The organism is Streptomyces sp. NPDC020597 (assembly GCF_044335095.1).
GTDB lineage: Bacteria > Actinomycetota > Actinomycetes > Streptomycetales > Streptomycetaceae > Streptomyces.
On sequence record NZ_JBIRUL010000009.1, the window covers coordinates 74,523 to 89,422 of the forward strand.

Here is a 14,900-nt window from a genome sequence, read left to right on the forward strand (position 1 = left end):
CTTCACGGGCCCCCTTCGCGTACGGTTGACGGCTGCCCAGCACGTCAGAAGGGGGCCCGGTGGCCGCTCAGGCACAGCAGGAGACCGTGGTCGGATCGGTCGACGAAGCCGCACAGGATTCCGTGGGGGATTCGGTGCGGGACCGTGAGATCAGCGTCGAACAGGTACACCTCGACCGGGTGTACCGCCGCCTCGAGGAGAAGATCCACGAGGCCGAGTTCCTCATGAACGACGCGGCCCAGCGCGGCCAGGTCGGCACGCCCGGCGCCCTCGCCGAACGGGACGCACAGGTCTTCCGGGCCGGCGTCCACCTCAACCGGCTCAACAACGAGTTCGAGGACTTCCTGTTCGGGCGGATCGACCTGCTGCTCGGCAAGGACGGCAAGAAGGGCCCGGACGGCGCCTACACCGCCGTGGAGCCCGCCGAGGGCGCCGTCCGCCCCGACAACACGGCCGACATCGCCGAGACGCTGCACATCGGCCGGATCGGCGTCCTCGACTCCGAGTACGCGCCGCTGGTCATCGACTGGCGGGCGCCCGCCGCCGCCCCGTTCTACCGCTCCACCCCCGTCGATCCGGGGCGTGTCGTGCGCCGCCGGGTCATCCGCTCCAAGGGGCGCCGCGTCCTCGGCGTCGAGGACGACCTGATGCGTCCCGAGCTGCGAGCCTCCCTGGACGGCCGCGAACTGCCCGTCATCGGCGACGGCGCCCTCATGGCCGCACTCGGCCAGGCCCGCAGCCACACCATGCGCGACATCGTCGCCTCCATCCAGGCCGAGCAGGACCTCGTCATCCGCGCCCCCGCCGCCTCCGTCACCTACGTCGAGGGCGGGCCGGGCACCGGGAAGACCGCCGTCGCGCTGCACCGGGCCGCCTACCTCCTCTACCAGGACCGGCGCCGGTACTCCGGCGGCATCCTGATCGTGTCGCCCACCCCCCTGCTGGTGGCGTACACCGAGGGCGTGCTCCCCTCCCTCGGCGAGGAGGGCCAGGTCGCCATCCGCGCCATCGGCTCCCTCGTCGACGGCGCCGAGGCCACCCTGTACGACTCCCCGGCGGTGGCCCGGGCCAAGGGGTCGTACAGGATGCTCAAGGTGCTGCGCAAAGCCGCCCGCGGCGCCCTGGAGAACGGCGACGGCGGCGGCCGCGGCGCGCGGCAGCAGACACAGCTCGGCTTCGACGACGGGCCGGACGAGGCCCCCGAGACCCCGGGCACGCCCGGCCGGCTGCGCGTCGTCGCCTTCGGCCGCCGGCTGGAGCTGGAGGCCGCCGATCTGCAGCGCGTGCGGCACAGCGCGCTCAGCGGCACCGCCCCGGTGAACCTGCTGCGCCCGCGCGCCCGCAAGCTGCTCCTGGACGCCCTGTGGGAGCGCTCCGGCGCGGCCGGCCGGCACAGCGACCCGGAGCTCGCCGCCGAGCTGCGCTCCTCCTTCGACGAGGACGTGAGCACCGAGGACGCCTTCGTCGCCTTCCTCGACGCCTGGTGGCCCGAGCTGACCCCGCAGGCCGTCCTCGGCGCCATGGCCGACGAACGGCGGCTGGGCCGCTGGGCCCGCCGGATCCTCAACCCCGGCGAGGTCCGCAAGGTCGCCCGCTCCCTCAGACGGGACGGGCTGTCCGTGCACGACATCGCCATGCTCGACGAGCTCCAGGCGGTCCTCGGCTCCCCGGCCCGCCCGCGCAAGAGGCGCGAGCTCGACCCGCTGGACCAGCTCACCGGCCTCGAGGAGCTGATGCCGACGCGCGAGGAGACCCAGCGCGAGCGCGCCGAGCGCCTCGCGCAGGAGCGCACCGAGTACGCGCACGTCATCGTCGACGAGGCGCAGGACCTCACCCCGATGCAGTGGCGCATGGTCGGCCGCCGCGGCCGGCACGCGACCTGGACGGTCGTCGGCGACCCGGCCCAGTCCTCCTGGTCCGACCCCGACGAGGCCGCCGAGGCCCGCGACGAGGCGCTCGGCACCCGCCCCCGCCGCCGCTTCCAGCTGACGGTGAACTACCGCAACCCGGCCGAGATCGCCGAGCTGGCCGCCAGGGTGCTGGCGCTGGCCATGCCGGGCGCCGAGTCCCCGTCGGCGGTCAGGTCGACGGGTGTCGTGCCCCGCTTCACGGCCGCGCGCGGCTCCCTGGCGCCGACGGTGCGCGCGGAGGCCGAGCGGCTCCTGGAACGCGTGGACGGCACCGTCGGCGTCGTCGTCGCCATGAACCGCCGTGAGGAGGCCAGGCGCTGGCTGGCCGGCCTGGGGGACCGCGTGGTGGCGCTCGGCAGCCTGGAGGCCAAGGGCCTGGAGTACGACGCCACGGTCGTCGTCTCGCCGGCGGAGATCGCCGACGAGTCGCCGGCGGGCCTGCGGGTGCTGTACGTCGCCCTCACCCGGGCGACGCAGCAGCTCACGGTGGTGTCCGGGGAGCGGGACGAGCCGGACGGACAGGGAGTGCCGGACCTTCTGCGGGACTGATCGCAGTGAACTGCCCGCACGGGAATGGCGTTCGGGCATCCGTTTGTTAGCCTGGTCGTGACACCGGCTCGATCCAAGCCCCCGGGCCCAACCTTCGTCGCCACGAGCGACCACTTGCCGCGAGGCGAGCATGGCGGGTCGGTGTCATGAACGAGGGAAGAGGCCCGCATCAGCTGTGATGCGGGCCTTTTTCTGCGCCCGGACACGGCCTCGCCCGCCCGTCCACCGAGAACAAAACGATCGCAATTCGGGGCGGCTTTCCCGTACTCGTCGGTAGGTGCGACGATCGGACCGCAATCCCGCGACCCAGCAGTGCAGAGGAAGTCGGCCATGGCAACGGCGCCCAGCGTCTCCTACTCGATGACGGTCCGGCTGGAGGTGCCCGCGAGCGGTACCGCGGTCTCCCAGCTCACCGGGGCCGTCGAGTCCCACGGAGGCTCGGTGACCGGCCTCGACGTCACGGCGTCCGGCCACGAGAAGCTCCGCATCGACGTCACCATCGCCGCCACCTCCACCTCCCACGCCGACGAGATCGTCGAGCAGTTGCGCGGCATCGAGGGCGTCACGCTCGGCAAGGTCTCCGACCGTACGTTCCTGATGCACCTCGGCGGCAAGATCGAGATGGCGTCGAAGCACCCCATCCGCAACCGCGACGACCTCTCGATGATCTACACGCCGGGTGTGGCCCGCGTCTGCATGGCGATCGCCGAGAACCCCGAGGACGCCCGCCGCCTCACCATCAAGCGCAACTCCGTTGCGGTCGTGACGGACGGCTCGGCCGTGCTGGGCCTCGGCAACATCGGCCCGAAGGCCGCGCTGCCCGTCATGGAGGGCAAGGCGGCCCTGTTCAAGCGGTTCGCCGGCATCGACGCCTGGCCGCTGTGCCTGGACACCCAGGACACCGACGCCATCGTCGAGATCGTCAAGGCGATCGCCCCCGGCTTCGCGGGCATCAACCTCGAGGACATCTCCGCCCCCCGCTGCTTCGAGATCGAGGCCCGGCTGCGCGAGGCCCTCGACATCCCCGTCTTCCACGACGACCAGCACGGCACCGCGATCGTCGTCCTCGCCTCCCTCACCAACGCCCTGCGTGTCGTCGGCAAGGGCATCGGCGACGTGCGCGTGGTCATGTCCGGCGCGGGCGCGGCCGGCACGGCCATCCTCAAGCTGCTGCTCGCCGCCGGGGTCAAGAACGCGGTCGTCGCCGACATCCACGGCGTGGTCCACGCGGACCGTCCGGACCTCGTCGACGCGGCCCCCGACTCGGCGCTGTGCTGGATCGCCGACAACACCAACCCCGAGGGCCTCACCGGCACCCTGAAGGAGGCCGTGCGCGGCGCCGACGTCTTCATCGGCGTCTCCGCCCCGAACGTGCTCGACGGCGACGACGTGGCCGCGATGGCCGAGGGCTCGATCGTGTTCGCGCTCGCGAACCCCGACCCCGAGGTCGACCCGGCGGTCGCCCGCCTGACGGCCGCGGTCGTGGCCACCGGCCGCTCCGACTTCCCCAACCAGATCAACAACGTGCTGGTCTTCCCGGGCGTCTTCCGCGGCCTGCTGGACGCGCAGTCCCGCACCGTGAACACGGAGATGATGCTCGCGGCCGCGAAGGCCCTCGCCGACGTCGTGAGCGATGACGAGCTCAACGCGAACTACATCATCCCGAGCGTCTTCAACGACAAGGTCGCGGGCGCGGTGGCGGGCGCGGTGCGCGAGGCCGCCAAGGCCGCCGGGGCGTCGGCCTCGTAGCCTTTGCAGGCTCTGCCCTGCGGCACGCGGGGGCCCGGGCGGTCTGTGACGATCGCCACGACGGCCCCCGCACCGGCGCGTCGTGGAACCCCGGGCCGTGGACGGCCCTCTAGGGTTGCGCCCGAGCCAAGCGCTCTCGTGTGACTCCCAAGGGTTGTCTCACGACTCCGAGCGGGTGCCGGATTGGCTTTCCCGCCGCAGGTAGGGGCAGGATGCGTCTCTGGGCGCGAGCACAACGACTTCGCTGTGCCCCACAGGCGGCTCTGCCGCGTGGCACGCCTCAACGGCAAGAAGAACACGGGAGTAACAACATGAACCGCAGTGAGCTGGTGGCCGCGCTGGCCGACCGCGCCGAGGTGACCCGTAAGGACGCCGACGCCGTTCTGGCCGCGTTCGCCGAGACCGTCGGCGAGATCGTCGCCAAGGGCGACGAGAAGGTCACCATCCCCGGCTTCCTGACCTTCGAGCGCACCCACCGTGCCGCTCGTACGGCGCGCAACCCGCAGACCGGTGACCCGATCCAGATCCCGGCCGGCTACAGCGTCAAGGTCTCCGCGGGCAGCAAGCTCAAGGAAGCCGCCAAGGGCAAGTAGGCCTTCGCGTACGCGACGGGATCCGCGTACGAGGCTCGGCAACGCGAATGGGGCGGCTCCCCTCGGAGGAGCCGCCCCATCGTCGTGCGCGGACAGCGGGTGGGCTAGCCGAGGGCCTTGCCCGGCAGCTCCACCTTCGCGCCGAGCTCCACCAGCTTCTCCATGAAGTTCTCGTAGCCGCGGTTGATGAGCTCGATGCCGTGCACGCGGGACGTGCCCTGGGCCGCGAGCGCGGCGATCAGGTACGAGAAGCCGCCGCGCAGGTCGGGGATGACCAGATCGGCGCCCTGGAGCTTCGTGGGGCCCGACACGACTGCGGAGTGCAGGAAGTTGCGCTGCCCGAAGCGGCAGTCGGAGCCGCCGAGGCACTCGCGGTAGAGCTGGATGTGGGCGCCCATCTGGTTGAGCGCCGAGGTGAAGCCCAGCCGGGACTCGTAGACCGTCTCGTGGACGATCGACAGGCCGGTGGCCTGGGTGAGGGCGACGACCAGCGGCTGCTGCCAGTCGGTCTGGAAGCCGGGGTGCACGTCCGTCTCGAGCGCGATGGACTTCAGGTTGCCGCCGGGGTGCCAGAAGCGGATGCCCTCGTCGTCGATCTCGAAGGCGCCGCCCACCTTGCGGTAGGTGTTCAGGAACGTCATCATCGACCGCTGCTGGGCCCCGCGGACGTAGATGTTGCCCTCCGTCGCCAGCGCCGCCGACGCCCAGGACGCGGCCTCCAGACGGTCCGACAGGGCCGCGTGGTTGTAGCCGCCGAGCTTGTCCACACCGGTGATGCGGATCGTGCGGTCGGTGTCCATCGCGATGATGGCGCCCATCTTCTGCAGCACGCAGATGAGGTCCTCGATCTCCGGCTCCACGGCCGCGTTCGAGAGCTCGGTGACGCCCTCCGCCAGGACCGCCGTCAGCAGCACCTGCTCGGTCGCGCCGACCGACGGGTACGGCAGCCGGATCTTCGTGCCGCGCAGCCGCTGCGGGGCCTCCAGGTACTGGCCGTCCTCCCGCTTCTCGATCTTCGCGCCGAACTGCCGCAGCACGTCGAAGTGGAAGTCGATGGGCCGGCCGCCGATGTCGCAGCCGCCGAGGCCCGGGATGAAGGCGTGCCCGAGGCGGTGCAGCAGCGGGCCGCAGAACAGGATCGGGATCCGGCTGGAGCCCGCGTGGGCGTCGATGTCGGCGACGTTGGCGCTCTCCACGTAGGTCGGGTCGAGCACCAGCTCGCCCGGCTCCTCGCCCGGACGGACCGTCACCCCGTGCAGTTGCAGCAGACCGCGCACGACCCGCACGTCACGGATGTCCGGGACGTTGCGCAGCCGGCTCGGCTCACTGCCCAGCAGGGCGGCGACCATGGCCTTGGGTACGAGGTTCTTCGCACCGCGGACCCGGATCTCGCCCTCGAGCGGGGTGCCGCCGTGGACAAGCAGTACGTCGTCAGAGCCGTTGACGGTCATGTGTCTCGCGTTCCATGGATGGTGGATCAGGGCAGGGCCGTTGGGGTGGGGGCAGGGCCAGATGAGACAGGGTAATCGCCGTCGGCCCCTGTGCCGTAAGCCCGAGGACGCCTCAGGATCGTCATGGCTGTGTCACAACACGAACGGTTCCCCGCCGGGCACGGAAGGTCACCGCCGCACCTCGTCGCGGCCCGTGCGCCCGGTCCGCGTCCGTGCGCCCGTCCGGCTCCCGCCGCCCCCCTCGACGTGCGTCCCACCGGCTCGCACCTCCTCGTTCCCTCGCACGCACCCGCGCACCGCGCATTGCCTCCCCACTCGGCGGGAAGATGCGGGATCATGTCTGGCATGACCGAGGTGTCCTCGCTCACAGGGCGGCTGCTCGTGGCCACGCCCGCCCTGGCGGACCCGAACTTCGACCGTGCGGTGGTGCTCCTCCTCGACCACGACGAGGAGGGCTCGCTCGGCGTCGTCCTCAACCGGCCCACCCCGGTGGGCGTCGGCGACATCCTGGAGGACTGGGCGGAGCTCGCGGGCGAACCCGGCGTCGTCTTCCAGGGCGGCCCGGTCTCCCTCGACTCGGCCCTCGGCATCGCCGTCATCCCGGGCGGTGCGGCCGTCGACGGCGCTCCGCTCGGCTGGCGCCGGGTGCACGGCGCGATCGGCCTGGTCGACCTGGAGGCCCCGCCGGAGCTCCTCGCCGCGGCTCTCGGCTCCCTGCGGATCTTCGCCGGATACGCGGGCTGGGGGCCCGGCCAGCTGGAGGACGAGCTGGTGGAGGGCGCCTGGTACGTCGTGGAGTCCGAGCCCGGCGACGTCTCCTCGCCGTCCCCCGAACGGCTCTGGCGCGAGGTGCTGCGCCGCCAGCGCAACGACCTGGCGATGGTCGCGACCTACCCGGACGACGCCTCGCTGAACTGACGCGCGTGAGCATCCCGGCCCGGCTTCAGTACGCTTGGCGCCATGAGCACTCTTGAGCCTGAGACCCAGCCCCAGCGAGGCACGGGGACGGGGACCCTCGTGGAGCCGACGCCGCAGGTGTCGCACGGCGACGGGGACCACGAGCGCTTCGCCCACTACGTCCAGAAGGACAAGATCATGGCGAGCGCCCTCGACGGGACGCCCGTCGTGGCGCTGTGCGGCAAGGTCTGGGTGCCGGGTCGCGACCCGAAGAAGTATCCGGTGTGCCCCATGTGCAAGGAGATCTTCGAGTCCATGGCGGGCGGCGGGGACGACAAGGGCAAGGGCGGCGACAAGAAGTAGCCCGCGGAGCTTCCTGGGCCCCCGGGGCGCGTTTCGGCGCGCCCTGGGGGCTTCGGCGTGTGCGCCCGGCCGCGCGGGGCGCGCGGGCGGCGCCGGCCGGTCGCGGATCGGCCCAGGTCGCGGATCGGCCCAGGTCGCCGATCGGTCCAGGTCACAGATTGGTCCAGACCTCTTGTCGGGGTGATCTCCCGGCCCTAGCCTCCGGTGTGTCGTGCGAAGCAGTGCGAAAGCGGTTCCGGAGCCCCGAAGGACTGACGTGACGTCTGCGATGGATCTCGTCCCCGCGCCCCGCTCCGTCGACGGCCCGACGCCCCGCGGTGCGGTCCTGTTCGACGAGGCCACCACCCTGTGGGCCGCTCCCGGCACGGAGAGCGCCGAACGCTGGCTGCGCGCCACGCTCGGCGCGGCGCTCGGCCTGCCCCTGCGGCCCGGACCGCGGGACGCCCGCGACTGCGTGCGGCTGTGCCTGGACGACACGCTGGAGCCCGAGGCGTACCGGCTGAGCGTCGTCGCGGACTCGGGCGTCGAGATCCGCGGCGGGGATCCCGCCGGCGTCTTCTGGGGCGCCCAGACCCTGCGGCAGCTGCTCGGCCCGGAAGCCTTCCGGCGCGCGCCCGTCCGACGCGGCGTCAAGTACGGCGTCCCGCAGCGGATCGTCGAGGACGCGCCCCGGTTCCGCTGGCGCGGCCTCATGCTGGACGTGGCCCGGCACTTCATGCCCAAGGACGGCGTCCTGCGCTACCTGGACCTGATGGCGGCGCACAAACTCAACGTCTTCCACCTCCATCTGACGGACGACCAGGGCTGGCGGATCGAGATCCGCAGACACCCCCGGCTCACCGAGGTCGGCTCCTGGCGGGCCCGCACGAAATTCGGCCATCGCGCCTCGCCGCTGTGGGAGGACAAGCCGCACGGCGGCTTCTACACCCAGGACGACATCCGGGAGATCGTCGCCTATGCGGAGCAGCGGCACATCACCGTCGTCCCCGAGATCGACGTGCCCGGCCACTCGCAGGCCGCGATCGCCGCGTATCCGGAACTCGGCAACGCCGACGTCGTCGACACCGCCGCCCTGACCGTCTGGGACAACTGGGGGATCAGTCCGAACGTGCTGGCCCCCGCCGACGTCACCCTGCGCTTCTACGAGGGGGTCTTCGAGGAGGTGCTGGAACTCTTCCCCTCGCGGTTCGTCCACGTCGGGGGTGACGAATGCCTCAAGGACCAGTGGCGGCGTTCACCGGCCGCGCAGGCCCGCATCGCCGAACTCGGCCTCGCGGACGAGGACCAGCTGCAGTCCTGGTTCATCCGCCACTTCGACGCCTGGCTCACGGCGCGCGGGCGGCGGCTGATCGGCTGGGACGAGATTTTGGAGGGCGGGCTCGCCAACGGGGCGGCCGTGTCCTCCTGGCGCGGCAGCGCGGGCGGGATCGCCGCCGCGCGGGCCGGGCACGACGTGGTGATGTGCCCGGAGCAGCAGGTGTACCTCGACCACCGGCAGGCGGACGGCGCGGACGAACCCGTGCCGATCGGCTACGTCCGCACCCTGGAGGACGTCTATCGGTTCGAGCCCGTTCCCACGGAGTTGACGCCGGCGCAGGCGCGGCACGTGCTCGGCGCCCAGGCCAACCTGTGGACCGAGGCGATGGAGGACCAGGCGCGCGTGGACTACCAGGCCTTTCCCCGCCTCGCCGCCTTCGCCGAGGTCGCCTGGAGCGACCTGCCCGCCCCGGCGGAACGGGACTTCGCCGGCTTCGAGCGGCGGATGCGGTCCCACTACGCGCGGCTCGACGCCCTGGGCGTCGGCTACCGCCCGCCGGGCGGGCCCCGGCCGTGGCAGCGGCGCCCCGGCGTCCTCGGGCGGCCCCTCGAGGGACGGCCCCCGAACCGGTGATCCGGTGCGTCACGGAGAAACCCCGTCAGGGTCACCGAAGAGAGGCAATTCACGCGCACCGGTGATGCCGTGCGAAAACGGACCATCACCGGGACGAGGTGGGCGAATGCCTCCTAGCGGACCCCCGCTCTCGGGTGTTGCGAAGATGTGCCAGAGTTGCCACGTCCGCCCTGTCAGCACGTACCGTACGGCTTCACAGGTGGGACCAGGTGGGGCAGCGGGAAGGGGCAGCCGGTTTTGAGCACGCACGCACCGCAGGCGGCGCAGGCCGTCACGCTGCCCACGACACTGGACGACGCCGTGGCGGCCCTGGCGGCCATGCCCGCCGCCGTCCCCGTGGCCGGCGGCACCGACCTCATGGCCGCCGTGAACTCGGGTCAGCTGCGCCCTGCCGGGCTGGTGGGCCTCGGCCGGATCAGCGAGATCCGCGGCTGGCAGTACCAGGACGGCCACGCCCTGCTCGGCGCCGGACTCACCCACGCGCGCATGGGCCGCCCCGACTTCGCCGCCCTGATCCCGGCGCTCGCCGCGGCCGCCCGCGCCGCCGGTCCGCCGCAGATCCGCAACGCGGGCACCCTGGGCGGCAACGTCGCCTCGGCCGCCCCCACGGGCGACGCGCTGCCCGTGCTGGCCGCGCTGGAGGCGACCCTGATCGTCGCGGGCCCGGGCGGAGCCCGCCGGGAGGTCCCGGTGTCGCACCTGCTGGCCGGCATGGAGATGCTGCGCGGCGGCGAACTCATCGGGTACGTGCGCGTGCCCCTGCTGCACGCCCCGCAGGTCTTCCTGAAGGCCACCGGCCGCACCGGTCCGGGCCGCGCGGTGGCCTCCGTCGCACTGGTCCTCGACCCCGCACGGCGCGGGGTCAGATGCGCGGTGGGCGCCATAGCGCCGATGCCGCTGCGGCCGCTCGAGGCCGAGCAGTGGGTCGCCCGGCTGATCGACTGGGACAACGGCCGCGCGATCGTCCCCGAGGCCCTCGCGGCCTTCGGCGAGTACGTCGCCGCCGCCTGCATCCCCGACCCGACGCCCGGCGTGGACGGCTCCGTGCCGGAACTTCCGCCCGCCGTACTGCACCTGCGGCGCACCGTCGCCGCACTGGCCCGACGAGCACTGGGGAGGGCGCTGTCGTGACCGACGACCGGCAGGGACCCGGACACGGACAGGAGAACGGGCAGGACCAGGGCGCGCCGCAGGGCGTCGGCCGCTGGGACCCGTTGCCCCAAGGGGACTACGACGACGGCGCGACCGCCTTCGTGAAGCTCCCCGAGGGAGGCATCGACGCCCTTCTCGCGGGCCGCGGCGACAGCCCGCTGGCCGCCCCTGGGCACGGGTACGTGCCGCCCCAGATAGCGGTGGCGCCCCCCGCGGACGACGCCGCCACCTGGGCGGCCCCGGCCGGCGGCGGCGACTGGCCGCCCGCGCAGGACACCCCGCAGACGGTGGGCGACGACCGCTTCCGGTACAACCCGGGCGCGACCGGCCAGTGGGCGTTCGAGGACGCCTCGGCGGGCCAGGGCACGCCGCAGGCGCCTCCCGCCCCGGGCCACGACGTGACCGGCCAGTGGTCGATCCCCGTCGCGGGCGGCGACCTTCCCGACGAATCGGGCGAGTTCACCGCGTCCTCCCTGGTCGAGCAGTGGGGCGGGACGCCTCCGGCCACCCTGCCCGGCGGCGCGGCCGCGCCCTGGGCGACCGAGCCGTCCGGGACCGCGCACCAGACGTGGGACCGGGCCGCCGACGAGGCCGGCCCCGGGGCCGCGGAACCGGCGTCGCACGGCCACCCGCCCGCGCACCTGTCCCCGCACGAGACCGGGACCGCGTTCGCGCCGGAGCACGACCCGTCGGCCGCGGCCCCCGACCGGGCCCGCCCCGACGCCGAGCACGCCGGCCGGCGCCCCGACCCGGGCGGCGCGTTCGCCCCGGAAGTCTCCGCCGAGGCGTACACGGTGCCCGCCGACGGCCCCGCCGCGACCGCCCCGCGGGCCGCCGAGGCCGAGGGGACCGCCGAGACGTCCGGGGAGCCGGCGAGCGCCCGCGACGGCGCCCACGGCCCCGCGGAAGCCGCCCACCGGCCCGCGCGGCCGCCCGCCGAGCCTGGCGCCGCGCACGACGACGCGCCCGCAGGCGACGACCCGCGGACCCCGCAACCGCACGCCTCCGACCCGCACGTCTCCGACCCGCAACCGTCGGACCCGCAGCCGGAGCCGGCGGCGGACGAGGGCGCCGACGACGCCACGCCGCCGTTCCACGAGGAGCACCCCCTCGCCGGTTACGTGCTGCGCGTCAACGGCTCCGACCGCCCCGTCACCGACGCCTGGATCGGCGAGTCGCTGCTCTACGTGCTGCGCGAGCGACTCGGCCTCGCGGGCGCCAAGGACGGCTGCTCGCAGGGCGAGTGCGGCGCCTGCAACGTGCAGGTGGACGGGCGGCTCGTCGCCTCCTGCCTGGTCCCGGCCGTCACCACCGCCGGCAGCGAGATCCGCACCGTCGAGGGGCTGGCCGTCGACGGGCAGCCCTCGGACGTGCAGCGGGCCCTCGCCGCCTGCGGCGCCGTCCAGTGCGGCTTCTGCGTGCCCGGCATGGCGATGACCGTGCACGACCTGCTCGAGGGCAACCCGGCGCCGTCCGAACTCGAGGCCCGCCAGGCCCTGTGCGGCAACCTGTGCCGCTGCTCCGGCTACCGGGGCGTCCTGCAGGCCGTCCAGGACGTCGTCGCCGAGCGCCGGGCGCACGCCGACGCCGAGACGGACGGCGACGAGGCACGTATCCCTCACCAGGCGGGCCCGGGCGCCGGCGGCGTGCACGCGTCGGCGTTCGAGAACCCGGCGCAGCCCCACCCGCATGACCCCGCATACGGACAGGGCCAGGACGGAGGCCAGGCGTGACGAACGAGACAGCCACCGCGGCGACCCCCGTCGAGGCGGCCCCGGCACCCGAGCCCGCCCCGCACGGCCTCGGCGTGTCCCTGCAGCCCGCCGACGTGCGCGCCAAGACCGAGGGCACCTTCCCGTACGCGGCCGACCTGTGGGCCGAGGGTCTGCTCTGGGCGGCCGTCCTGCGCTCACCGCACCCGCACGCGCGCATCGTGTCCATCGACACCTCCCACGCGCGTGAGATGCCCGGCGTGCGCGCCGTCGTCACCCACGAGGACGTCCCGGGCCGCGCGCTGCACGGCCGGGGCGCCGTGGACCGGCCCGTGTTCGCCTCCGACGTCGTCCGCCACCACGGCGAGCCCATCGCGGCCGTCGCCGCCGACCACCCGGACACCGCGCGCATGGCCGCCGCGGCCGTCATCGTCGAGTACGAGACGCTCGACCCGGTGATCGACCCGGAGCTGGCCTTCGAGGCGGAGCCCCTGCACCCCGACGGCAACCTGATCCGGCACATCCCGCTGCACCACGGCGACCCCGACGCGGCCGGCGTGGTCGTCGTCGAGGGCCAGTACCGCATCGGGCGCGCCGACCCCGCCCCCATCGGCGCCGAGGCCGGTCTCGCCGTGCCCCGTCCCGACGGCGGCGTGGAGCTCTACCTCGCCTCCACCGACCCGCACACCGACCGGGACACCGCCGCGGCCTGCTTCGGCCTCGACCCCGAACGGGTGAAGATCGTCGTCACCGGCGTGCCCGGCGCCACCGCCGACCGCGAGGACCAGGGCTTCCAGCTCCCGCTGGGCCTGCTGGCCCTCAGGACCGGCTGCCCGGTGAAGCTCACGGCGACCCGCGAGGAGTCCTTCCTCGGCCACGCCCACCGCCACCCCACACTGCTGCGCTACCGTCACCACGCCGACGCCGAGGGCCGGCTGGTGAAGGTCGAGGCGCAGATCCTGCTGGACGCGGGCGCCTACGCCGACACCTCCGCCGAGGCCCTGGCCGCCGCCGTCTCCTTCGCCTGCGGCCCGTACGTCGTGCCGAACGCCTTCATCGAGGGCTGGGCGGTGCGCACCAACAACCCGCCGTCGGGCCATGTGCGCGGCGAGGGCGCGATGCAGGTGTGCGCCGCCTACGAGGCGCAGATGGACAAGCTGGCGAAGAAGCTCGGCGTCGACCCCGCGGAGCTGCGGCTGCGCAACGTCATGGCGACCGGCGACGTCCTGCCGACCGGCCAGACGGTGACGTGCCCCGCACCGGTCGCCGAACTCCTCCAGGCCGTCCAGGAGTTCCCCCTTCCGTCGCTTCCCAAGGACGCGCCCGAAGAGGACTGGCTGCTGCCCGGCGGCCCCGAGGGCGCGGGCGAGCCGGGCGCGGTGCGCCGCGGCGTCGGCTACGGCCTGGGCATGGTCCACATGCTGGGCGCGGAGGGCGCCGACGAGGTCTCCACCGCCACCGTGAAGGTTCAGGACGGCGTCGCGACGGTGCTGTGCGCGGCCGTCGAGACCGGCCAGGGCTTCACCACGCTGGCCCGTCAGATCGTCCAGGAGACGCTGGGCGTCGACGAGGTCCACGTGGCGCCCGTGGACACCGACCAGCCCCCCGCGGGGCCCGGCTGCCGGGGCCGTCACACCTGGGTCTCCGGCGGCGCGGTGGAACGGGCGGCGAAGATGGTCCGCACCCAGCTGCTCCAGCCGCTGGCGCACAAGTTCGGCATGTCCACGGAACTGCTGCAGATCACCGACGGCAAGATCACCTCCTACGACGGCGTCCTGTCGACGACCGTCACGGAGGAGATGCACGGCAAGGAGCTGTGGGCGACCGCACAGTGCCGCCCGCACCCCACCGAGCCGCTGGACGCGGCCGGCCAGGGCGACGCCTTCGTCGGCCTCGCCTTCTGCGCGATCCGCGCGGTCGTGGACGTCGACATCGAGCTCGGCTCGGTGCGGGTCGTGGAACTCGCCGTCGCCCAGGACGTCGGCCGGATCCTGAACCCGGCCCAGCTCGCCGCCCGCATCGAGGCGGGCGTGACGCAGGGCGTGGGCATCGCGCTCACCGAGAACCTGCGCACCCCCCGCGGCCTGATCCGCCACCCCGACCTCACCGGCTACGCGCTGCCCACGGCGCTGGACGCCCCGGACATCCGGATCGTCAAACTGGTCGAGGAGCGGGACGTGGTCGCGCCGTTCGGGGCGAAGGCGGCCAGCGCGGTCCCCGTCGTCACCTCGCCGGCGGCGATCGCCTCCGCCGTCCGCGCCGCGACGGGCCGCCCCGTGAACCGCCTCCCGATAAGGCCGCAGGCCGCGGTGGTGACGGACCGGTGAGCGACCCGGCCCCGGACGGCCTGCCGGCGGACGGCCTGCCGGCGGGGGACCCGTCGGACGAGCGCCGGCCCGAAGCCCGGCAGTACGAACCCCCTCCGAGCGCGGGCAAGTTGCTGCTCTGGATCCTCCTGTTCGTGACCGCGGCGCTGGCCGTGGTGCTGGGCGGCGTGTACTTCACCTGACGGGCGCGCACCGACGCCCCGTGACACCGGGCTTGGACACCGGGTGGGAAACCGGGGTCGAACACCGGGCTCGGCTCCCGCCGGACCGGGCGATCCGGGTGGGAAGGGAACGCACGGGGCCGAC

At 73.7% G+C, this 14,900-nt stretch carries 11 protein-coding genes; 10 read left to right on the forward strand and 1 reads right to left on the reverse strand.

Annotation, left to right across the window (positions count from 1 at the left end; genetic code table 11):
• Window positions 1-59: 59 nt before the first annotated feature.
• The 3 genes from ACH4ZA_RS17755 to ACH4ZA_RS17765 all read left to right on the forward strand — a co-directional run bounded on the left by ACH4ZA_RS17755 (window position 60) and on the right by ACH4ZA_RS17765 (window position 4,801).
• Complete coding sequence (locus ACH4ZA_RS17755; RefSeq protein ID WP_398430217.1) at window positions 60-2,459, forward strand: HelD family protein; 2,400 nt, start codon at window positions 60-62, stop codon at window positions 2,457-2,459.
• A gap of 330 nt (window positions 2,460-2,789) precedes the next feature.
• On the forward strand, window positions 2,790-4,208 hold the full coding sequence (locus ACH4ZA_RS17760) for an NAD-dependent malic enzyme (RefSeq protein WP_319280707.1): 1,419 nt from the start codon (window positions 2,790-2,792) through the stop codon (window positions 4,206-4,208).
• A 311-nt stretch (window positions 4,209-4,519) separates the two neighbouring features.
• Window positions 4,520-4,801 carry an HU family DNA-binding protein gene (locus tag ACH4ZA_RS17765; protein ID WP_007382399.1) on the forward strand — a complete coding sequence of 94 codons (282 nt, stop codon included), beginning with the start codon at window positions 4,520-4,522 and terminating at the stop codon, window positions 4,799-4,801.
• 104 nt (window positions 4,802-4,905) lie between these two features.
• Here the strand turns inward: ACH4ZA_RS17765 and murA are convergent, their stop codons facing one another.
• Window positions 4,906-6,252 (reverse strand): UDP-N-acetylglucosamine 1-carboxyvinyltransferase, encoded by a 1,347-nt coding sequence (gene murA / locus ACH4ZA_RS17770; RefSeq protein ID WP_319280705.1) that lies wholly within the window; start codon window positions 6,250-6,252, stop codon window positions 4,906-4,908.
• Window positions 6,253-6,597: 345 nt separating this feature from the next.
• Between murA and ACH4ZA_RS17775 the strand changes: the two genes are divergently transcribed.
• From ACH4ZA_RS17775 to ACH4ZA_RS17805, 7 genes are all read left to right on the forward strand, one after another.
• The gene (locus ACH4ZA_RS17775) at window positions 6,598-7,170 is read left to right on the forward strand and encodes a YqgE/AlgH family protein (RefSeq protein ID WP_319280703.1); all 573 of its coding nucleotides are present in this window, start codon (window positions 6,598-6,600) and stop codon (window positions 7,168-7,170) included.
• Window positions 7,171-7,212: 42 nt separating this feature from the next.
• Window positions 7,213-7,512, forward strand: a complete 300-nt coding sequence (locus ACH4ZA_RS17780) for a DUF3039 domain-containing protein (RefSeq protein ID WP_069773379.1) — start codon at window positions 7,213-7,215, stop codon at window positions 7,510-7,512.
• A gap of 268 nt (window positions 7,513-7,780) precedes the next feature.
• Window positions 7,781-9,403: a beta-N-acetylhexosaminidase gene (locus ACH4ZA_RS17785; protein ID WP_319280733.1), complete on the forward strand. Its 1,623-nt coding sequence runs from the start codon at window positions 7,781-7,783 to the stop codon at window positions 9,401-9,403.
• A gap of 237 nt (window positions 9,404-9,640) precedes the next feature.
• Window positions 9,641-10,534, forward strand: a complete 894-nt coding sequence (locus ACH4ZA_RS17790) for an FAD binding domain-containing protein (RefSeq protein WP_319280700.1) — start codon at window positions 9,641-9,643, stop codon at window positions 10,532-10,534.
• Entirely contained in the window at window positions 10,531-12,288 is a 1,758-nt protein-coding gene (locus tag ACH4ZA_RS17795; RefSeq protein WP_398430219.1) for a 2Fe-2S iron-sulfur cluster-binding protein, read from the forward strand. The genes ACH4ZA_RS17790 and ACH4ZA_RS17795 overlap by 4 nt, the downstream gene beginning before the upstream one ends.
• On the forward strand, window positions 12,285-14,594 hold the full coding sequence (locus ACH4ZA_RS17800) for a molybdopterin cofactor-binding domain-containing protein (RefSeq protein WP_319276370.1): 2,310 nt from the start codon (window positions 12,285-12,287) through the stop codon (window positions 14,592-14,594). Before ACH4ZA_RS17795 ends, ACH4ZA_RS17800 begins: the two co-directional genes overlap by 4 nt.
• Window positions 14,591-14,776, forward strand: coding sequence for a hypothetical protein (locus tag ACH4ZA_RS17805; RefSeq protein WP_398430220.1), 186 nt, complete (start codon window positions 14,591-14,593; stop codon window positions 14,774-14,776). The genes ACH4ZA_RS17800 and ACH4ZA_RS17805 overlap by 4 nt, the downstream gene beginning before the upstream one ends.
• The last annotated feature ends 124 nt before the right edge of the window (window positions 14,777-14,900 follow it).

What these genes read in the sequence shown, in the direction of transcription:
- ACH4ZA_RS17760 (WP_319280707.1), top strand. Translation starts at nt 2,790, where the DNA reads ATGGCAACGGCGCCCAGCGTCTCCTACTCGATGACGGTCCGGCTGGAG.
- murA (WP_319280705.1), bottom strand. Translation starts at nt 6,252, where the DNA reads ATGACCGTCAACGGCTCTGACGACGTACTGCTTGTCCACGGCGGCACC.
- ACH4ZA_RS17765 (WP_007382399.1), top strand. Translation starts at nt 4,520, where the DNA reads ATGAACCGCAGTGAGCTGGTGGCCGCGCTGGCCGACCGCGCCGAGGTG.
- ACH4ZA_RS17785 (WP_319280733.1), top strand. Translation starts at nt 7,781, where the DNA reads ATGGATCTCGTCCCCGCGCCCCGCTCCGTCGACGGCCCGACGCCCCGC.
- ACH4ZA_RS17775 (WP_319280703.1), top strand. Translation starts at nt 6,598, where the DNA reads ATGACCGAGGTGTCCTCGCTCACAGGGCGGCTGCTCGTGGCCACGCCC.
- ACH4ZA_RS17780 (WP_069773379.1), top strand. Translation starts at nt 7,213, where the DNA reads ATGAGCACTCTTGAGCCTGAGACCCAGCCCCAGCGAGGCACGGGGACG.